The organism is Serratia rubidaea, assembly GCF_016026735.1.
Lineage (GTDB): Bacteria > Pseudomonadota > Gammaproteobacteria > Enterobacterales > Enterobacteriaceae > Serratia_B > Serratia_B rubidaea.
The window spans coordinates 281121-301336 of sequence record NZ_CP065640.1 but is presented as its reverse complement, the minus strand read 5'-3'; the positions used below and the strand labels follow the sequence as shown (position 1 = coordinate 301336).

Here is a 20216-nt window from a genome sequence, read left to right as displayed (position 1 = left end):
GGGAAAACTTCTCAGGCTTTTTTCATAAAGGGCCGGGTTAGCAGACCGACGGGGCCGTGGGTATACCAGCGGCCCGCGCTTTTGCTGCGGCTGTCGCGCCCCAGCGACTGGGTGAGGCGATCGAGGATGATGGCCAGAATCACGATGCCGACGCCGCCGACGGCGGCCAGGCCCATATCGAGGCGGCCGATGCCGCGCAGCACCATCTGCCCCAGACCGCCGACGGCGATCATCGAGGCGATCACCACCATCGACAGGGCCAGCATCAGCGTCTGGTTAACCCCGGCCATAATGGTCGGCATCGCCAGCGGTAGCTGTACTTTGAACAGCAGCTGGCGCGGGCTGGAGCCGAATGACTCCGCCGCCTCGATCAGATCTTCCGGCACCTGATTGATCCCGAGGATCGTCAGGCGCACGATCGGCGGCAGGGCGAAGATAATGGTCACCACTACGCCCGGCACGTTACCGATGCCGAACAGCATGACGATCGGCACCAGATAGACGAACGCCGGCGTGGTCTGCATGGCGTCGAGCAGCGGCCGGATGATTTTGGCGGCGTGCCTACTGCGCGCCAGCCAGATACCCAGCGGCAGGCCGATAACGATGCAGAAGAACAGCGCCGTCAGCACCAGCGCCAGCGTGACCATCGCCTGCGACCAGGCGCCGATTGCGCCGATGGCGATCAGCGACACCAGCGTGGCGGCGCCCATGCCGAGGCCGGACAGCTGCCAGGCGATCAGCGAGAACAGGATAATGGCGATCGGCGCCGGCATGCCCAGCAGCAGCTGTTGGAAACCGCTCAGGATAAAATCGACCGGCACGCGGATGCCCTGAAACAGCGGGCGGAAATGCAGCACCAGCCAGTCGATGCCCTGCGTGACCCAGGAGTCGAACGGCACCCAGGCCTTGTGGAACGGGTCAAGCAGGTTGAAATGCTCCGGCTGGGCCGGTGCGCTGTTCAGCCAGTCCGCACCGCCCTGAGCGGCCTGCTGCCCGGCATCGTGCGCGGCGGGCGGCGGGTTGGCGGACCAGGCGTCGGCGCCGTGGCCGGCCGGCGCCTGGGCGGGCGCATCGCCGGCGGAGCCGCCGGTTGACCAGGGATCGCCGCTGCCGCCTGCGGGGGCGTCATGCGCCGGGGGATTGTGTGCCGGCGCGTCATGAGCCGGTGCGTTTTGCGCCGGGGCGTCCGGCTGTTCAGAGGCGTTTGCCCATGGATCCTGGTTTTTATCATCACTCATTCGCTGGGCCCTCTTTATCTAAAGCCTGCAGCAGCATGGCTTTGGAGATGATTCCGATATAGGTGTGCTCGTCATCGATAACCGGTACGGCGCAGGGCGCCTGCGCCACCAGCGAAATCAGTTCGCTGAGCGGCATATCGGCGGCGACCGGCGCCGGAGCCTCCAGCAGCGCGTCATCGAGGCTCTGATTGGCCTCCAGCGCTTTTTCCAGAGAATCTATCGACACCACGCCGACAAACTTCTGTCCGCGGTCGAGCACATAGCCATAGCCGCGGTCTTCGTCGCGCAGCAGACGCAGCGCCGAACGCGGGCCGAAACCGGGGGTCTTGCGAATCAGGGTGACCGGACGGCGCTGGGCGATATCTTTCGCGCTGAAGACGTGGCTGATATCGACGCCGCGGAAGAAGGTACGGACATAGTCGTTGGCCGGATTATTGAGAATTTCATCCGGCGTGCCGACCTGAATCACTTCGCCGCCCTGCATAATGGCGATGCGATCGCCAATGCGCATGGCTTCATCCAGATCGTGGGAAATAAAGACGATGGTGCGCTGATGTTTGGCCTGCAATTTCACCAGCTCATCCTGCATCTCGGTGCGAATTAACGGATCGAGCGCCGAGAAGGCTTCGTCCATCAGTAATATATCCGGATTATTCGCCATGGCGCGGGCCAGGCCGACGCGCTGGCGCATACCGCCGGACAGTTCATCCGGGTAGGAGTGGGCATAATTTTCCAGCCCGACCTGGCGCAGCGCCTCCAGCGCTTTTTGCTGCCGCTCCTGCAGCGGAATACCGGCCAGTTCCATGCCGAAGGCCGTATTATTGATGACATTCAGGTGCGGCATCAGAGCAAATGACTGGAACACCATGCTGATTTTATTTCTGCGTACCGTGCGCAGCGCAGACTCCGATATTTTTGCAATATCTTCGCCGTCGATGCGTACTTCGCCGCGGGTCGGGGTGATCAGACGATTGAGAAGGCGTACCAGGGTTGACTTCCCTGAGCCGGAAAGCCCCATGATGACGAAGATTTCGCCTTCTTCAATGGCCAGATTGGCATTTTTCACGCCAAGTGAAAGTCCGGTTTTTTCAAACAACTGGTCTTTGCTGAACCCTTTGTCTATCAGCTTAAATGCGCGATCCGGATGTTCGCCGAATATTTTATATAGATTCTTGACTTCTATTTTAATTGACATGCAATGTGCTGTTTCCTCTGGTTTATTTCAAACGATAAAGAACTTCCTAATACAAAAATAATAGTGCTTCATACCCTAACACAGTGAGCATTTGAGACAAGTCTCAATGTTATAAATGCCTGGAGCGGCGGTTTACATCAGGCATTATCTTGGCTATGGTAAAATTGCCAATGATTAAAATTATTGGCGGTGATGGCAAAATATTCCACTGCAGAGGGCGAATTTTATTATAAATATCCGCAGCCTGCGGAAGAAGGGGGGGCGATATTTATCAGGAAAAAACTGGCCTGCATTCAGGCTATTTTTTCGTGCAGACTGGCGGCGCGGTGGGTAAATTTCCGCTCGGCGGAAATAATAAAAAACCCGGCGGATGGCCGGGTGAAATTCATCAGTATTCAACAACAGACGTCGACATCGAGGGGATATCGCCGGGGCAGTGTAACCGGCGACTGTGACAGCCTGATGTCAGGTTACGCCTTGCGGTACAAACGTCTGGGATGGCCGATATTGCCGTACACCATCTCAACCCGGACGAACTGCGTACTGACGCAGTACTCCAGATAGCGGCGCGCGGTGGTTTTGCTGATGCCGGCCTGTTCGACGATATCTTCGACCGCATGGGCGTAATCCGGCCGGCGCAGAAACAGAGCCTGCACCAGTTCCAGCGTATTGGGTTCAATGCCCTTGGCGCTCGGCTCGGTGGAGAACTGCTTGGACTGCAGGTTGTACAGGGCGTCGACGTTGCTCTGGTCGATCACTTTAAAGGTGCGCTGGGTCTGCACAAACTGCATAAAACGCTCCAGCGAGTTGCGCAGCCGTTTATACGACAGCGGTTTGATAATGTAATCAAAGGCGCCGTTGCGAATGGCCTGGCTGCAGGTGTGCATATCGCTGGCGGCGGTGATAAAGATCACCGAGCAGCCGGGGTTTTTAACCGCTGGCTCTTCCATCAGATCAATGCCTTGCCCGTCCGGCAGGTAATTGTCCAGCAGGATCAGGCGCGGCCGCTGCGCGTTGACCTTGGCCCGCGCCTCGCTCAGGGTGGCGGCATAGGCGACGACGCGCAGGTTAAAATTCTTTTCGATAAACTCTGCATGCAGCGTTGCCAGCTGCGGTTCATCTTCGACGATCAAAACGTCCAGTGCTTCAGGTTGCATGCTTCGGGTGCCCGTTCGTTATCAATGCTTGGGGATAAACAGGGAAAAAATGGCGCCGTGCGGCTCATTGTCCGACACTTCGATACTGCCGTGCGCCTGGGCGACATAGCTGGCGACCAGGTGCAGGCCGATGCCGTGATCGCCGTGCGGTTTGGTGGATACGCCCTGGTCAAACAGCGTCTCGCGTATCTGCGCCGCGATGCCGCTGCCGTGGTCGGCGACCTCAATCACCAGCTCATTGCCGTTATCGTTGATATAGAGTTCTACCGCGTCGTGCGGCGCAGCGCAATGCAGGGTTGCTTCCACCGCGTTATCCAGCAGGTTGCCGATAATCGACATCAGTTCGGTTTCATTCAGCGCGGCCGGTATCTGGCGCAGCTGGCAGGCGGGGTCGAAACGCAGTTCTACGCCTTTCTCCCGCGCGCCGGCGTATTTGCCCAGCAGCAGGCCGCACAGCGCGGCGGAACTGAAACGCTGCGAAATAAAGTCGAGGATCTCCTGCGCGCCTTCCGACTGGGCCTCGACGTAGCGTATTGCTTCATCATAGCGCTGCATATGCAGCAGCCCGGCGAGGGTGGCGGTCCAGTTAAGCTGCTCGTGGCGCATGATGCGCAGGCTGTCGGCGTAGCGCTTCACCTGGCTGAGCTGGCTGCTCAGCGTATTGATGTCATTTTTATCGCGGAAGCTGATGACCCAGCCCTGCAGGCGATCGTCCTGCATGATGCGCACCCGGTTGGCGATCACCCGGACGTGGTTAAAACGGCAGACTTCGTCGTGGCAATCCTGGGCGAGCTGCGCCGGGCTGAAGAAATCCGGCTGCGCCTGGATCACCTCGGCGATATCGCGTCCCATCAGGCTGCCGGCCGGCTGACGCAGATCCAGCAGCTCGCGCGCGGCGTGGTTGATGGTGATGATCTTCTGCTGGGGATCGATGGCGATCACCCCTTCATAAATGGCTTCCAGCAGCGCCTTTTGTTGGCGCACCAGCAGGGCGATATCCTGCGGCTCCAGCCAGAACATCTGCCGTTTAAGATTTTTAGACAGCAGCCAGGAGAAAATAAACAGCGCGATCAGCAGCAGAATAATCGAACCGATAATTTGCGTCAGGGTGCGCGCATTTAAATTATCGATATGTGATTTAAGGTAGCCGACCGAAACAATACCGATCACCTGATTATTGTCATCGACGATCGGCGCTTTACTGCGTAATGAAATGCCGATGCCGCCTTTGCGAATAGAAATAATACTTTTACCTTCCAGCACCTCTTTATTATCGCCGCCGACCATTGCCGTGCCGTAACGGCCGGGATATTCGGAATGATACAGGTGGCGCGCGTGGCGATCGCCGATCACAATATAACTGGCGTCGCTGCTGGCGCGGATCTTTTTCAGCAGGGCGGCGATGGCGTGGGGATCCTGCCGCTGCACCGCCTGCGACAGCGAGGGGATCAGGGCGATTTCCCGGGCCTGCACCTGCGCCCGCGCGCCCAGATCGCGGTGCAGCTGGGCGTCCAGCTGGTAATAGGTATAGGCGCCGATCAGCGTCAGCAGCAGGCAGGAAAACGCGACCAGACACAGAAACAGTTTGATTTGAAATGAGAGTTTTCTACGCATGGCGGCCGTCGTTCGGGAAGCTGATTGGGTGCTTACCCTATCACGAGATGCGTCGTAAGGCGTATTGCGTTCGATCAAGTTGTGATCGTCGCCGTCGCTTTATACTTGCCGTGGTGAATTCGGCGCTATTGTTTATAATTCAGTAAAGTTTAAATTAAATTATCTTTAAAACCATTAACACCACGCTGTATTTGACATAATCTGAATAAACACCATAGAAACCATAACCACCATTAAAAACCCTTTTTATCTTTGAACAGAATCACAGCGAATAATCTGTTGCATTATCTATGATGGCTGAACAAACCAATAAGAGGCCAGATTATGAGCACAACTGATGATTCTTATCTCGTTGCCGGCGATAAGACCGCAGACGTTCCGCTGCGGGAAAAGTGGTGGCGGATTTTGGACAATTACAAAATAGGCATTATTCCGCTGCCGTTCTTTTTGCTGGCCGGCGGGCTTATTTTGCTCGACTGTCTGGCGGGTAAGCTGCCCAGCGATATCGTGGTGATGGTGGCGACGCTGGCCTTTTTTGGTTTTGCCTGCGGCGAGTTCGGCAAGCGCCTGCCGCTGGTGGGGAAAATGGGGGCGGCGGCGATCTGCGCGACCTTTATCCCTTCCGCGCTGGTGCATTACGGCCTGCTGCCGGACGTGGTGGTGGAGTCGACCACCAAATTCTATAAGTCGACCAATATTCTTTATCTCTATATCTGCTGCATTATCGTCGGCAGCATTATGAGCATGAACCGCCAGGTGTTGATTCAGGGCTTCCTGCGCATTTTCGTACCGATGCTGTGCGGCGAGATCGTCGGCATGCTGGTGGGTATGGGCGTCGGTATGGCGCTGGGGCTGGAGCCGTTCCAGATCTTCTTCTTCCTGATCCTGCCGATCATGGCCGGCGGCGTCGGCGAAGGGGCGATCCCGCTGTCGATGGGCTACGCGACGATCCTGCATATGGAGCAGGGCGTGGCGCTGGGGCGCATTCTGCCGATCGTTATGCTCGGCAGCCTGACGGCGATCATTATGGCCGGCCTGCTGAACCAGCTGGGCAAGCGCTATCCGCACCTGACCGGCGAAGGCAGCCTGATGCCGAGCAAGGCGGGCGACGGCGAAATGTCGGCGGTGGAAAAAGTCAGCGGCAAGGTTGACGTCAGCACCCTGGCCTGCGGCGCGCTGCTGGCTATTCTGCTGTATATGGTAGGGATGTTGCTGCACCGTATGATTGGCCTGCCGGCGCCGGTCGGCATGCTGTTTGCCGCGGTGGCGGTCAAACTGGCGCACGGCGTGTCGCCGCGGATTCAGGAAGGCTCGCAGGTGGTGTACAAGTTTTTCCGCACTGCGGTGACCTACCCGATTCTGTTCGCCGTCGGCGTGGCGATTACCCCGTGGCAGGAGCTGGTGGACGCCTTTACCCTGCAAAATCTGATCGTGATCGTCTGCACCGTCGGCGCGCTGGTGGGCACCGGCTTCCTGGTCGGTAAGAAAATCGGCATGCACCCGATCGATGTCGCCATCGTTTCCTGCTGCCAGAGCGGGCAGGGCGGCACCGGCGACGTGGCGATCCTGACGGCGGGCAACCGCATGTCGCTGATGCCATTCGCCCAGATCGCCACCCGCATCGGCGGCGCGATCAACGTCTCCCTTTCTCTGCTGGTGTTGTCGCATTTCTTTGCCTGAGGCTATTCCTTAGTTTGTTCTTTGCCTTGCCCCGTCCCCACGGGGCTTTTTTTTAGCTGCTTAAAACGCCCAGTCTTCATCCTCGGTGATCACCGCCTTGCCAATCACGTACGACGACCCCGAACCGGAGAAGAAGTCGTGGTTCTCATCGGCGTTGGGCGAGAGCGCCGACAGAATCGCCGGGTTGACCTCCGCCATGGCGGCCGGGAACAGCGCCTCGTAGCCGAGGTTCATCAGCGCCTTGTTGGCGTTGTAGTGCAGGAAGGTTTTTACCTCTTCGGTCCAGCCCACCTCGTCGTACAGCTCTTCGGTGTAGTGCACTTCGTTTTCGTACAGATCCTGCAGCAGGTCGAAGGCGAAGCGCTTCACCTGCTGACGGCGGGCGGCGTCGACCCGCTCCAGCCCTTTCTGGAATTTATAGCCGATGTAGTAACCATGCACAGCCTCATCGCGGATGATCAGACGGATCAGATCGGCGGTATTGGTCAGCTTGGCGCGGCTGGACCAGTACATCGGCAGATAAAAGCCGGAGTAGAACAGGAAGGATTCCAGAAACACGCTGGCGACCTTTTTCAGCAGCGGATCGTCGCTGCGGTAGTGCGCCAGGATGATATCGGCCTTTTTCTGCAGCGCGCGGTTCTCTTCGCTCCAGCGGTAAGCCTCATCGACGTCGCGGGTCTGGCACAGCGTGGAAAAAATCGAGCTGTAGGAGCGCGCGTGCACCGCTTCCATAAAGCTGATATTGGAATAGACCGCCTCCTCGTGCGGGGTGATGGCATCGCCGATCAGCATCGGCGCGCCGACGGTGTTCTGAATGGTGTCCAGCAGCGTCAGACCGGTGAAGACGCGGATGGTCAGCTGTTGCTCCTTCGCCGTCAGCGTGCCCCAGGAGGGAATGTCGTTCGACAGCGGCACCTTCTCCGGCAGCCAGAAATTGGCGGTCAGCCGGTTCCACACTTCCAGATCTTTATCGTCTTCGATTTTATTCCAGTTGATCGCCTGGACTCTCTGCAGTTTCATCATGTTCCTCACAGTGCGCAGGACACGCAGCCCTGAACTTCGGTGCCTTCCAGCGCCATCTGACGCAGACGGATGTAATAGATGGTCTTGATGCCCTTGCGCCAGGCGTAGATCTGCGCCCGGTTGATGTCGCGGGTGGTGGCGCTGTCGCGGAAGAACAGCGTCAGCGACAGCCCCTGGTCGACATGCTGGCTGGCGGCGGCGTAGGTATCGATGATTTTTTCCGGGCCGATGTCGTAGGCATCCTGGTAATACTCCACATTGTCATTGGTCATATAGGGCGCCGGGTAATAGACGCGACCGATCTTGCCTTCCTTGCGGATCTCGATGCGCGAGACGATCGGGTGGATGCTGGAGGTGGAGTTGTTGATATAGGAAATCGAGCCGGTCGGCGGCACCGCCTGCAGGTTTTGGTTGTACAAACCGTGCAGCATCACCGACTGGCGCAGCGCCTGCCAGTCCGCCTGCGTCGGGATAGCGACCCCGGCGTCGGCAAACAGTGCGCTTACCCGCTCGGTCTGCGGCAGCCACTGACGGTCGATATATTTGCTGAAGTACTCGCCGCTGGCATAGGCCGACTGTTCAAAGCCGCCGAAGCTGCATTGGCGCTCGATCGCCAGCCGATTGGAGGCGCGCAGGGCGTGGTAGGCGACGCAGTAAAAATAGATATTGGTGAAGTCGATCCCCTCCGGCGAGCCGTAGAAGATGCGCTCGCGCGCCAGATAGCCGTGCAGGTTCATCTGGCCGAGGCCAATGGCGCGTGAGGCGCGGTTGCCTTCGGCAATGGAGGGCACGGCGCTGATATCGCTCATCTCGGCCACCGCGGTCAACGCGCGGATGGCGGTTTCCACCGTGTTGCCGAAGTCCGGCGCGTCCATGGTTTTAGCGATGTTCAGCGAGCCCAGATTGCAGGAGATATCCTTGCCGATCTGCTGATAGCTGAGGTCGGCGTGGTAATGGCTGGCGCGGTTGACCTGCAGGATCTCCGAACACAGGTTGCTCATATTGATGCGGCCGGCAATCGGGTTGGCGCGGTTTACCGTATCTTCAAACATGATATAGGGATAACCGGACTCAAACTGAATTTCCGCCAGCAGCTGGAAGAACTCACGCGCGTTGATGCGCGACTTGCGGATGCGCTTGTCGCCCACCATTTCCCGGTATTTTTCGCTGACGCTGAGTTCCGACAGCGGCATGCCGTACACCCGTTCGACGTCATACGGCGAGAACAGGTACATCTCTTCATTGTTTTTCGCCAGCTCGAAGGTGATATCCGGGATCACTACGCCGAGGGACAGCGTCTTGATACGGATTTTTTCGTCGGCATTTTCGCGCTTGGTGTCCAGGAAGCGCAGAATGTCCGGATGGTGGGCGTGCAGATACACCGCGCCGGCGCCCTGTCTGGCGCCCAGCTGATTGGCGTAGGAGAAGGCGTCCTCCAGCATCTTCATGATCGGGATCACTCCGGACGACTGGTTCTCAATCCGCTTGATCGGCGCGCCGGCTTCGCGGATGTTGCTCAGCAAAAAGGCCACGCCGCCGCCGCGCTTCGACAGCTGCAGCGCGGAATTCACCGCCCGGCCGATCGACTCCATATTGTCTTCGATGCGCAGCAGGAAACAGGAAACCAGCTCGCCGCGCTGTTTTTTACCGCTGTTGAGGAAGGTGGGCGTCGCCGGCTGAAAACGTCCGGCGATCATCTCTTCCACCAGACGCTGCGCCAGCGTGGTATCGCCGGCCGCCAGCGTCAGCGCCACCATGCATACCCGGTCCTCATAGCGCTCCAGGTAGCGTTTACCGTCGAAGGTCTTCAGCGTATAGCCGGTGTAATACTTAAAGGCGCCGAGGAAGGTGGCAAAGCGGAACTTCTTGGCATAGGCCTGCTTGAACAGCTGCTTGATAAACGGGAATTCATACTGTGTCAGCACCTGCGGCTCGTAATAGCCTTCATCCACCAGATAGCGCAGCTTTTCCGCCAGATTGTGGAAAAACACCGTGTTCTGGTTCACGTGCTGCAAGAAATAGTGGCGCGCCGCCTGTTTATCCCGCTCAAACTGGATGCGCCCTTCGGCGTCGTAAAGATTGAGCATGGCGTTGAGCGCGTGGTAGTCCAGCGTCTCAGCGCCGGGTCGGATCAATTCTGTCGTTGCCAAAATGCGGTTACTCCCTGTCGTACGTTTGCAACGTCTTGTGCGGTGCCGAGCAGTTCAAAGCGGTAGAGAAAAGGCACCTGACATTTTTGGGCGATAATCTCGCCGGCGATGCCATACGCTGCGCCGAAGTTGGTGTTGCCGGCGGCGATGACGCCGCGCAGATAAGCACGATTGTGCGGATCGTTGAGAAAGCGGATCACCTGGATCGGTACCGCGCCGGTGGCGCTGCCGCCGCCATAGCTGGGTACGACCAAAATGTAGGGTTGATCCAGCTGCAGCTTTTCGCGGCTGCCGGCGATGGGAATGCGGATCGCCGGCAGCCCAAGTTTTTCAACAAACCTGTGCGTGTTCTCCGAACTGCTGGAGAAATAGACCAGTGGGTTCATCAGCCTGGCTCATGATGCCGCGGCGTGAAGCAGCGCGCCGATCTTGTCGGGGCGAAAACCCGACCAGTGATCGTCGCCGGCAACGATCACCGGAACCTGCTGGTAGCCTAATGATTTGACATGGTTGAGCGCTTGCCGATCCTGAGTGAGATCGACCACCTGATAGGCAATTCCCTGCTTATCGAATGCGCGATAGGTTGCGTTGCACTGGACGCAGTCCGGTTTACTGTAAATAATAATACTCATGATTCGCATTTACCTTTTGGTCTGAAGGAAAGGCGGTAAAGTCAGAAAGCGCAAACGGGTTTGGCATTTCCTGACGCGTCATCAACCCGTACGCTGTCCCCGTGGTTGATGTTTAAGATACTAGATATTGATCTTAATTTTATCAACCACGCTATATATGGTGTTTTGTCGGGTTTTGGCCTGAGGCCGCGCCGGGGCTGGATCGGCGGCGGAAAATTTTTTTATGGCGGTAAACGCAGGGGGCACCCGGCTGGCTTGGCGCTGAGTCGGCGGTGTTACGGAGGGATGAAAGTAAGTGGCCCGCGGTTTCCCGCGGGCCAGACGCACATCTGTTTTATCTTTATGACTGCAAGGGGTGTTAACGCCGGGCCGGCAGCGCGTCGGGCGTAATGCCCACGTTCTGCCAAGGTTTGTCATGCACATATTCATCAGCACATCTTGATAGTGTAGACCATTTTTTCAACTGCGCATCGGCAAGTGTGATAGTCAGCGTCCGCGGGTTTGTACATTTGGTTACTCAAGGAAACCAATCACTCACGGAAAGGCGACGGTGCTTCTTCTAGTATCTGCTGCAACGGCCCACGGGGGCTTACCGAAGAACGTACTGAGGAATGTAATGATGAAAAAATTATTAGCTCTGGCTGTTGCGGCAACGATGGGTCTGTCTTCTGTTGCTTTCGCGGCTGAAACCGCGGCTGCGCCGGCAACCGCTGCTGCACCTGCGACCGCTGCCGCACCGGCAGCTGCTGCGACTAAAGCGCCGGCAAAAACCAGCCACAAGAAAACTCACCACAAGAAAGCGCATAAAAAAGCCGCAGAGCAGAAAGCTCAGGCTGCAAAAGCGAAAAAACACGCTAAAAAAGCCCCGGCGCAAAAAGCGCAGGCCGCTAAAAAACATCACAAAAAAGCCGGCAAAGGCAAGAAAGCCGCTTGATTAACTGATGGTAATGCCAGACGCCAGGCGTCTGGCTGATTGAGTCTGATCCCGACACCCGGTCCCCCCCGGGTGTTTTTTTTAGGGCCGCCGGTCATGATAAATCGCTATCTGTTGGCGCTGATCTGCAGCGTACTTACCCTGTGCGGGCTGCTGGTGGCCTGGTGGCTGTTTCTGAACCACTTTTTGTAAGCGCCACTGCCGTCTGTCGGCGCACGTTTGCCCCTGGCAGATCCCGCATAACTTTCCCTCTCGCTGCACCGCCAAACGCCTGTCTGGCATGGCAGAAAGCTGCGCCATGCCGCCGTAAACCGTGCGTCAAGAATAGTCTGAAACCCCCGCGTAGAGGGCGAAAAATTATTGTTTCAGCCAATGATTCCGGTAAGGTCGCACGGCAGTCAGGAATGAGAGGAGAAAGCGATGTATTTACGGCCGGATGAAGTGGCTAAGGTGTTGGAGAGTGCCGGCTTCAAGTGCGACTCGATGAGCGACCAGGCTTACGGTTACCGTAAGGATGAGCACTATGTGTATGTGAACCGGGAAGCCCGGATGGGCAGAACCGCGCTGGTGATACACCCGGCGTTAAAAGAGCGCAGCCGCTATTTTGCGACGCCGGCGTCGCCGGTGCGCGCCAGCGAGCAATACCTTGAATTCCCGCAGGACGTCAGCGGCCAGCGTTACGGCATTCCCCACGGTTTCAGCTCGCGCGAAGCGCTGACCCGCTACCTCTACAGCATGTTTCTGTAATTCCGGCGCTGCGGGTTGCGTTGCGCCGCCAATCAGCCGTTGGCTACCGCGTCCAGATTAAAGCGCGCATTATAGGCGCGGCGGAACTGCGCCAGTTCAAACGCATCCAGATCCAGCTCGGCAAAGTAAAACAGGGCGGATTCCGTGTATTCCGCGTTCAGCTCCGGCGACAGGCCGGCGCGGATCAGCATATCGCGCCACTGGGCGAGCTGGACGTCGTCCGCCTCCTTGATAAAGGCGACGTAGATAAACAGCAGGTAGGCGGCCCGGTGCATCTCTTCGGTATAGCCATTATTCAGCATACGAATAAACGCCTGGCTGTTGCGAGCGCCCATCTCCTGCATCATCGACTCAATCAGCATGGGTTTGACCCGCAGCCACTGGGCCAGCGAGTCAACGGCCTTGCGGGTGTCGGACGTCAGGATCCGGTAGCCGGCGATAAATACGACGATCAGGACAGCGATGATAATCCACGTCATGGCGGTAGTTTCTACTCAGTGATGACCTGAGGCGCCGGGGCGGCGCCCGTCGTCTTAGTGTTGTTCGCCGCTGAAGTTCCCTGCGGCCTGCTGTTGATTTTGCAGATGGTGGTTGAACGTGGCGGCGTCTTTCGCCAGCGCGTCCAGATGTGCGCCCAGCATTTTGATCTGTTTTACCAGCGCATGCTGCTGCGGAACGGAAGTGGCGGTGCTCAGTTTACGCGCCAGTTGCTCATTTTGCGCATGCAGCGCGGCCTCACGCCGTTTGGCTTCCTCCAGCAGCGCCATTTCACGCTGTTTGGATTCTTCCAGCTGTTGTTGCAGAGCGTCATAGCTTTGTTGCCATTCGCGGTGCTGCCTTTCGAAGCTGGCCTGCAACTCATTCATTGCATTTTGAAACTGGATTTCCAGCTCGCGCATAGTCATGGTCTTCTTCCCTTTGCGGCACTCAGTAGTCTGTCTGCAGTATAACGAAAAGCGCGCGTAAGCTCACCCGTTGCGAACAAATGCAGACAAACTCCCGGTGTGCATCCGGAACTTGCAACCTGGCGACAGGGTCTTACAATCAACCAAATCCCCCGCAGCACAAGGAGCCACAGGTCGTTTCCGGTATCAATCCCCCAAGTGAGTGGCAGCGAGATGAGCAACGAAGATAAAGGCTTTTTTGAGCAGGCGATGGCGGACGTCATCCCGTTATCCGGGCGGCAGCAAACGCTGTATCTGCAACCGCAGTCCCAGGTCGATAAGCGCGCCCGGCGCGACGCGCTGGCGCAGTCAGAGGAAAACCCGCTCAGCAGCGATTTTTTGACGATTATTCCCGGCGATACGCCGCTCGAATACAAATGGGAAGGCATCCAGCAGGGCGTGCTGGATAAGCTGCGCAGCGGACGCTATGCGCCGCAGGCCAGTCTGCACCTGCTGAGGCGGCCGGTGGAGGCCTGCCGACAGGAACTGTACCGGTTTATCATGCTGGCGGAAAAACAGAACCTGCGTTCGCTGCTGATCGTGCATGGCCGCGGGCGTGATGATGAGAGCCATGCCAACATTGTGCGCAGCTACGTCGCCAAGTGGCTGGCGCAGCTGGAGCAGGTGCAGGCCTTTTGCCGCGCGCTGCCGCGTGACGGCGGCGAGGGCGCCTGCTATGTGACGCTGCGTAAATCCGCGGCGGCCAAAGCGGACAATTTCGAGCGTCACGCCAAGCGCAGCCGCTAACGTCGTGCGCTCAGGCTGACTGTAGATTGGCGATTTCCAGCAGGTTGTTATCCGGATCGCGCAGGTACAGCGAAAGCAGGGGGCCAATCGCGCCGGTGCGCTCTACCGGTCCCTCCTCAATGATGACGCCGAGGTCGTCCAGCTCTGCGATCACCTCGGCGAGCGGGGTGGAGGTAATAAAACACAGGTCGGCCGAGCCGGCCGTGGGGCGGTGGGCCTTTGGTTCAAACTCATGCCCCTGCCGGTGCAGATTAATTTTTTGCTGGCCGAAGCGCAGGGCCTTGCGGTCGCCGCGAAAGGTGATGATGTCAAACCCTAGTACCTGCTGGTAAAACTGACAGCTGCGTTCAATATCCGCCACCGTTAACACCAGGTGGTCCAGTCGTTCTATTTTCATGATTATCCGTATGGTCGCGCAGGGCGGCCGATGACGCAGGGCGCGTTAATCGGCCGCGGTGAACATTATTTACCGAACAGTTTATGGTCCAGCGAGTAGCGTCCGGCGCCGGTAACCGCCAGCAGCAACAACCCGCCGATAATGCTGACGTTTTTAAAGAAGTTAATTTCGTTGCCCATCATTTCCGCCCCCGTCATCTGCCAGAACGGATGGCCGATAAAGGCGGTGCCCAGCACGTACAGGGCGAACAGCAGCGCGATAGGGCGGGTAAAGATCCCGACGATCAGCGCGATGCCAAACAGGAACTCCACTACCACGGCGATAATGGCCGCCAGATAGGGCATCGGGGTGCCGTAACCTTCCATGGAGGTGACGGTTGCGCCGAAGTTGGTCAGTTTCATCCAGCCGAAAATGATAAACAGGATCATCAACAATATTCTGGCCAGCAGAATAACGCCGTCTTTTGAACTTTCACCCATTGCTAACTCCTTAGCCTCTGATAAACGTATGTTGTGTTGCTGCTTAAAGCGTAGACCATGTATCGTGGAATTCGAGGCATGGCGCGGGCTGACGGTTGGCAGAGGGGGGATATGGCGCACGGGCCTTCCGGGGGGAGGCGGCCTCCCCGAAAACGGCAGTGTTGAAAGAAGGTAAGGTGGGAAAAGAAAGGGTTAACGCGCTTTCTGTGCGGCCAGAATGAAAATCATCGGACGCTCTTGTTCTTCATCCAGCGCCGGGTTGTCACGGATTTGCTGCGCGGACGGCCCCCACTCATTCAGGTAATTGATGGTGAAACCTTGCTGCACCAGCATATTCAGGTAGCTGCCCAGCATGCGATGCTGCTTGATCACGCCCTCCGCCAGCCAATTGGAAATGCGCTGCCCTTCATGCTGATAACCGTTGACCGGCCAGGATTTTTGCCCGTCTTCGGCCACCAGCCAACCCTGCTGCCGCGGCGCGGTGTAGATGGGATGCTCCGCGGTGAAAATAAACCGGCCGCCGGGACGCAGCGCCTGAAAAACGCGGCTGAACAGCGCCGGCAGCTCAACGATGTAGTGCAGCGTCAGCGAGCTGTAAACCAGATCGGCGTGCGCCGTCGGCAGTTGAACCGTTTCCAGATCCTGCTGCTGATAGCGGATAGCGGCGTCGTCAGTCATGGATTGCGCTTTCTCAAGCATCTTGTGTGACAGATCGATACCAAGCACCTCACCGGCCCCTTGTTCGCGGGCATAGCGACAGAACCAGCCGTAGCCGCAGCCCAGGTCGATGACGTTTTTTCCCTGCAGCGCCGGCAGGATCTCGCGAATGCTGGCCCATTCCGGCGCGCCGTCGAGGCCGTGCTGCGAGCGGCTGAGCTGCGCGTAACCGTCAAAGAAGCGCTGATTGTCGTAGATATTTTGTGACATGGAGACTCCAATATTCAGGTTTAACACTGATTTATTTGATGGATAAATCGTCTGCCATAGTAAGTAGGTATAAGACTTTTTTCCAGTGTGGTTAATCACGGGACGATTGCCATGTCCGGCTGAAATTTATATAACAGCCGTTGCGCTAACATTGGATTTCACCTTACAGACAGGATGGTTTATGCCGTTGTTTTACCGTCGTTTTTATCGAGTTTTTCTGGTATTGCTGCTGGGCCTGTGTGCGACGGCGCCCGCTGCCGCCAGGCCGGATTTGGATCGCCGGATTGGCGCTACGGTGGCGGACAGCGGGACGCCTGACTATGCCTTCAGCGACTTTCGTCTGGCGTCGGCGGATGGTGAACGCCATTACCGCATTCGCATCGCCAAGCCCAAACAGGCCGCGCCGGCCTCCGGCTATCCGGCGATCTATTTCCTGGATGGCAACGCCGTCTTAATGCAGCTGAACGCAGGACTGCTGAAGCGGCTGGCGCAGGCGGAGCATCCGCCGCTGCTGGTGATGCTGTCGTACGATAACGATCTGCGTATCGATGCGGCGGGGCGCGCCTATGATTATACGCCAGCGCTGCCCGCCGGGCTGCGCGGCCACCCGGAGCAGATGCGCCACTGGCGCAGCGGCGGCGCCGATGCGTTTGCGACCTTGCTTGAGCAGCGCATCAAGCCGCAGGTGGCGGCGCGCGTCGCCGTGGATCCGCAGCGGCAAACGCTGTGGGGGCACTCATACGGCGCGCTGTTTGTGCTGCATACGCTGTTCCAGCGCCCGCAGTCGTTCCAGCACTACATTGCCGTAGAGCCTTCGCTGTGGTGGGGGAAGGGGGAGATTCTTCAGGAGGCGCAGGAATTTATGCGCCGGCCGCCGGCGTTGCACGCCCGTCTGCAGCTGTGGGTGGGGCAGCAGGCTCCGCAGACGCAGCCACACCCGGATGCGCGCTCATCGCAGCCGGCCGATGCCGCGCGTCAGCTGGCGCAGCGCCTGAATGCGCTGCCGGGCCTGCAGGCTGATTATCGTCAGTGGCCGGGGCAAAGTCATGGCGCGATGCTCAATACCGCCATCCTTCCGGCACTGGAAGCGGTGGCAACCGGTCTATAACCGATAAGAGAGCAATAAAAAGCCCGCAGGCTGAGCCGCGGGCTTTTTTATTAGCGGTCAGAAGACCGGGTGGGACGTTAGGCGATGGTCAGGTCGGCCGGTGCGGCGCTGGCTACGCCGTTAACGCTGACATCGGTGTAATGCAGGCTGTTAACCAGAGACTGGTGGTTCTGGTTAGTCAGGTAGATCACGCTGTCGGAATTATCGAGCGTACCGTTGTCGTTGTTATCGATGATGACATAACTGGCGTCTTTGCCGCCGTCGAATGCCACCGAGGCGATACCGACTTTCGAGGTCAGCGAGTTGCTGTTGCCCAGACCCAGAATGCCGCCCAGCAGGCCGACGACGCCGTTGGTCAGGCCACCAACCAGCGAGCCCAGCAGGCCGTCCATCACGTCAGCGGAGCGCAGACCGTAATCCGCCACCGAGCTGCCGGCCGCGCCGGAGAGGTGTACGCCGGAGGTGGTGTCAACGATGCTGTCTTTAGTGCTGTTGAAGTCGGTAATGGTGATACCGGCTTTGGTGGTGCTGCTCTTCAGCTCATAGGTGTTGTGGCCAGCGCCGCCGGTTACGGTGGTGTTGGCGGCTACGCTGAAGGTGTCGTCAGCGCCGGTGCCGGTCACTTTCATCTGGTAACCGTTCAGGCCCAGCGTGTTCAGCAGCGGGGTCAGCAGTGCGGTGGTGACGGAGCTCAGCGGCAGAATGTTCAGCAGCTGCACCAGGATGCCGTCGCCGGTACCGCCGTGCGCGGAATCCAGGTTGATGCCGCCGGTGTTGCTGGAGGCGTCAATGGTGCGCACGTTGCTGTAACCGCTGCCCAGCGTCAGATCCAGGTTGTGGTCGCCGGTCACTTTCAGGGTTTGTACCTGAGAGTTGGTGCCCACCAGATCCAGGATGTTGCTGAAGTCGCCCTTACCGCCGGAGGCGATATTGACGTTGGTCAGCGAGGTGCCGCCCAGCGCGCTGCTGCTGCTCGACAGGCTCAGGGAGCCGGCGTCGATGTCTTTGCTGCTGGTGGCGTTGAAGTTGATGTCGAATTTGTTGGTGGCGTTTTGACGCAGACCGATGCTCAGGTTGCTGTCAGCGCCGGCGTTGCCGGTAACGCTCAGCGCAGCGGCAGTGCCGCCGCCGGCGTTGATCACTTTGACGTTGTCTGCTTTGCCGGACAGTTCAAAACCTTGCGAACCCAGGTTGGTGGCTTTTGCCCCCTGGGTGACGCTGCCGCCGCTGGTGCCTTCCACGGTGGCGGTGCCGTTCAGCAGGCCAAAGTCAAAGGTGTGAGCGCCGGTAGCTACCGCCTGACCGTTCAGCGTGCCGCCTGATTTACCGACGTAGCCCGCCAGATCGATTTTTTCGAAATTGCTGAACTTGTCGGCGTTGCTGGTGATGGTGCTGCTGCGGATACCCAGCACGTTGCTGGTGGTGGCAACGGATTTGGTGATGAAGTTGGCGGAAATGGTGTCCGTGCCGTCACCGCCGTTGGCGCTGATTTTGCTGGATACGCTGTTGGCGCCGCTGGTGGCGTTACCTGCCCAGATCAGTGAGTCATTGCCTTTGCCCAGGTTAAAGGTGCCGGAACCATTGGCGATATTGGCGCTGGCGGATACGTTGACGGTATCGTTGCCGGAGCCGCCGTTCAGAATGACATTGGCGTTGTTCAGCGCGATGTTGACGCCGCTGTTGGCGCCGTTATCGGACAGGTTGACCGTTGCTGCGGCGCTGCCGCTGATGGTCAGTGCGCTCAGGTTATCGGCGAATTTCAGGTTCACGCTGCCGGCTTTATCCGCGTTGAGCTGTACCTGTTTCAGGATTGCGGTTTCCGCATTGGTCAACTGGTGGCTGCTGCCGGTGTTGACCGTGCCGGTCGCGTTGCCGCCGCCTTCGCTGACGTTCAGGCTGGCTGCGGTTTTATACAGCAGGTTTTCGCCGATGCGCGCTTCGAAGGCGTGCTGCTGAGTGATGGTGGTATCGTTGGTTGAGGTGGAGTCGCGCAGGTCGCTGATGATGGATTCAATGATGGTCTGCTTATTCGGCAGCGAGGTGTAAGCTGCCAGCTGTTCGGCGGTTGCCGCCACGCCGTGTACGATGGTGTACACGTGCTGGGCTAATTCGGTACCGTCGAGCTGACCAACTGTACGCTGAAACTCAGGGTAGTCCAGCAGCGTTTTGGTCAGGTAATTGACGCTGGTACCTTTGGCCAGCGCTTTACTCCAGGCTTCCAGCGACAGTGAGAATACGCCGCGGTCGGCAATGCCCAGCGCCAGAGAAACGGCGTCTTCCTGGTAATTCAGGGATGGCATGGTGGAGGCATCGCGATACAGCAGTTTATCAATGCTGTTTTCGAAGGTTGCCTGTTTGGTCAGGGTGGCGCTGTCAAAACCGTCATAAGTCAGCAGGTTATCGACCAGCGTGGCCAGCGCCTGAGCGGTAGAGCCGGTTCCCAGCAGTTGGGTGACCTGAGCGGCTGATGGCGTTTCACCATAAGCACGGGCATACACCTGCGAGATGATCTGTTCGCTACTTTGGCCTGCGTACAGCTGTTGTCCTTTCGCTGAGTTCAGGAAGTCTGAGGCTAACGCGGCGACCGTTTTTGCTCCGCTTTCCAACTGGTTGGCGTAGTAGTTAAACGCGTCGTTGGTCGTGGTGGCAGTCCCCAGAATCGAATAGTAAATAGACGCAGCTTGTTGCTGTGATGGTAATACGGAAGCCATAAGGGCATCACCTCATATCAGTTCAAATGGATACGAATTGTTGTGACATTTGCAACTTTTCGACGTATCTCTCCCCCTGAGATATTGCATGTCCCCAGAACACAAAAGAATCAGCAGGGCGAGTAATAAGCGACAATTGACGCACTGAGGGCATCATTGGCACCCTGTAAAAGAAAGTTCAACGAATGCAAGCTGTCAACGTTGGTTTCAGAATAAGAGAAATTTTCTCCTGTAATCTTCGCTGACAATAGAAGAGGGAAATTTTGTTTTGGTGAAAAAATAACGGGAATAATTAAGAAAAACGCCAGAGCAGAAAAACAACTGGTAAGATGAGTTGGTTGTGTGACGTTTCTATTGCGGAAATACTTCATTGCTGAGTAAATCTCTTATTTTTTATTATTAAATCATCATTATATTGTTGTTTTTATTGTATTTTCATGGTGTTGGCTAGCGCGATGGATATGGTGCGAATAATATTTATGCGAAGGAGTTGAAACTGATGGGGTTGATATCTTAAACATCCCCCTCTCAAG

At 57.6% G+C, this 20216-nt stretch carries 19 protein-coding genes; 5 read left to right on the top strand and 14 right to left on the bottom strand.

Annotation, left to right across the window (positions count from 1 at the left end; translation table 11 throughout):
- Positions 1-11: 11 nt before the first annotated feature.
- The 4 genes from proW to I6G83_RS01365 form a co-directional block, all read right to left on the bottom strand.
- Positions 12-1238 carry a glycine betaine/L-proline ABC transporter permease ProW gene (gene proW / locus I6G83_RS01380; protein WP_062779209.1) on the bottom strand — a complete coding sequence of 409 codons (1227 nt, stop codon included), beginning with the start codon at positions 1236-1238 and terminating at the stop codon, positions 12-14.
- Positions 1231-2433 (bottom strand): glycine betaine/L-proline ABC transporter ATP-binding protein ProV, encoded by a 1203-nt coding sequence (proV, locus tag I6G83_RS01375; RefSeq protein WP_015673511.1) that lies wholly within the window; start codon positions 2431-2433, stop codon positions 1231-1233. The genes proW and proV overlap by 8 nt, the downstream gene beginning before the upstream one ends.
- 470 nt (positions 2434-2903) lie before the next feature.
- A complete protein-coding gene (locus I6G83_RS01370; protein WP_015673510.1) occupies positions 2904-3590 on the bottom strand; it encodes a response regulator in 687 nt (228 codons plus the stop codon).
- A 21-nt stretch (positions 3591-3611) separates the two neighbouring features.
- Complete coding sequence (locus I6G83_RS01365; RefSeq protein WP_015673509.1) at positions 3612-5204, bottom strand: ATP-binding protein; 1593 nt, start codon at positions 5202-5204, stop codon at positions 3612-3614.
- A gap of 324 nt (positions 5205-5528) precedes the next feature.
- Here I6G83_RS01365 and I6G83_RS01360 point away from each other — a divergent pair, with 324 nt between their 5' ends.
- A complete protein-coding gene (locus I6G83_RS01360; RefSeq protein ID WP_054305468.1) occupies positions 5529-6884 on the top strand; it encodes a 2-hydroxycarboxylate transporter family protein in 1356 nt (451 codons plus the stop codon).
- Positions 6885-6944: 60 nt separating this feature from the next.
- Here the strand turns inward: I6G83_RS01360 and nrdF are convergent, their stop codons facing one another.
- Genes nrdF through nrdH form a run of 4 tightly spaced genes read right to left on the bottom strand, consistent with a single transcriptional unit; the run spans position 6945 to position 10689 of the window.
- Positions 6945-7907, bottom strand: coding sequence for a class 1b ribonucleoside-diphosphate reductase subunit beta (gene nrdF / locus I6G83_RS01355; protein WP_054305469.1), 963 nt, complete (start codon positions 7905-7907; stop codon positions 6945-6947).
- 5 nt (positions 7908-7912) lie between these two features.
- Positions 7913-10057: a class 1b ribonucleoside-diphosphate reductase subunit alpha gene (nrdE, locus tag I6G83_RS01350; RefSeq protein ID WP_054305470.1), complete on the bottom strand. Its 2145-nt coding sequence runs from the start codon at positions 10055-10057 to the stop codon at positions 7913-7915.
- Positions 10039-10443: a class Ib ribonucleoside-diphosphate reductase assembly flavoprotein NrdI gene (gene nrdI, locus I6G83_RS01345; RefSeq protein WP_015673505.1), complete on the bottom strand. Its 405-nt coding sequence runs from the start codon at positions 10441-10443 to the stop codon at positions 10039-10041. The genes nrdE and nrdI overlap by 19 nt, the downstream gene beginning before the upstream one ends.
- Before the next feature lie 9 nt (positions 10444-10452).
- Positions 10453-10689 (bottom strand): glutaredoxin-like protein NrdH, encoded by a 237-nt coding sequence (nrdH, locus tag I6G83_RS01340; protein ID WP_015673504.1) that lies wholly within the window; start codon positions 10687-10689, stop codon positions 10453-10455.
- A 619-nt stretch (positions 10690-11308) separates the two neighbouring features.
- Between nrdH and asr the strand changes: the two genes are divergently transcribed.
- Entirely contained in the window at positions 11309-11623 is a 315-nt protein-coding gene (gene asr / locus I6G83_RS01335; RefSeq protein ID WP_041412187.1) for an acid resistance repetitive basic protein Asr, read from the top strand.
- 420 nt (positions 11624-12043) lie between these two features.
- The gene (locus I6G83_RS01330; RefSeq protein ID WP_054305471.1) at positions 12044-12370 is read left to right on the top strand and encodes a DUF2002 family protein; all 327 of its coding nucleotides are present in this window, start codon (positions 12044-12046) and stop codon (positions 12368-12370) included.
- Positions 12371-12402: 32 nt separating this feature from the next.
- Here the strand turns inward: I6G83_RS01330 and I6G83_RS01325 are convergent, their stop codons facing one another.
- Both I6G83_RS01325 and I6G83_RS01320 read right to left on the bottom strand, forming a co-directional pair.
- Complete coding sequence (locus I6G83_RS01325; protein WP_015673501.1) at positions 12403-12849, bottom strand: DUF1198 family protein; 447 nt, start codon at positions 12847-12849, stop codon at positions 12403-12405.
- Positions 12850-12903: 54 nt separating this feature from the next.
- The gene (locus tag I6G83_RS01320; RefSeq protein WP_054305472.1) at positions 12904-13275 is read right to left on the bottom strand and encodes an MbeD/MobD family mobilization/exclusion protein; all 372 of its coding nucleotides are present in this window, start codon (positions 13273-13275) and stop codon (positions 12904-12906) included.
- Between the two features lie 213 nt (positions 13276-13488).
- Here I6G83_RS01320 and smrA point away from each other — a divergent pair, with 213 nt between their 5' ends.
- Positions 13489-14061, top strand: coding sequence for a DNA endonuclease SmrA (smrA, locus tag I6G83_RS01315; protein WP_054305484.1), 573 nt, complete (start codon positions 13489-13491; stop codon positions 14059-14061).
- 10 nt (positions 14062-14071) lie between these two features.
- Here the strand turns inward: smrA and I6G83_RS01310 are convergent, their stop codons facing one another.
- From I6G83_RS01310 to I6G83_RS01300, 3 genes are all read right to left on the bottom strand, one after another.
- Positions 14072-14458: a VOC family protein gene (locus I6G83_RS01310; RefSeq protein WP_015673498.1), complete on the bottom strand. Its 387-nt coding sequence runs from the start codon at positions 14456-14458 to the stop codon at positions 14072-14074.
- Between the two features lie 65 nt (positions 14459-14523).
- On the bottom strand, positions 14524-14937 hold the full coding sequence (locus tag I6G83_RS01305) for a DoxX family protein (protein WP_015673497.1): 414 nt from the start codon (positions 14935-14937) through the stop codon (positions 14524-14526).
- A 192-nt stretch (positions 14938-15129) separates the two neighbouring features.
- Positions 15130-15864 carry a class I SAM-dependent methyltransferase gene (locus I6G83_RS01300; RefSeq protein ID WP_054305473.1) on the bottom strand — a complete coding sequence of 245 codons (735 nt, stop codon included), beginning with the start codon at positions 15862-15864 and terminating at the stop codon, positions 15130-15132.
- A 181-nt stretch (positions 15865-16045) separates the two neighbouring features.
- Between I6G83_RS01300 and I6G83_RS01295 the strand changes: the two genes are divergently transcribed.
- A complete protein-coding gene (locus I6G83_RS01295) occupies positions 16046-16972 on the top strand; it encodes an alpha/beta hydrolase (protein WP_054305474.1) in 927 nt (308 codons plus the stop codon).
- A 77-nt stretch (positions 16973-17049) separates the two neighbouring features.
- Here the strand turns inward: I6G83_RS01295 and I6G83_RS01290 are convergent, their stop codons facing one another.
- Positions 17050-19683 (bottom strand): beta strand repeat-containing protein, encoded by a 2634-nt coding sequence (locus I6G83_RS01290; RefSeq protein WP_054305475.1) that lies wholly within the window; start codon positions 19681-19683, stop codon positions 17050-17052.
- Positions 19684-20216 lie beyond the last annotated feature (533 nt).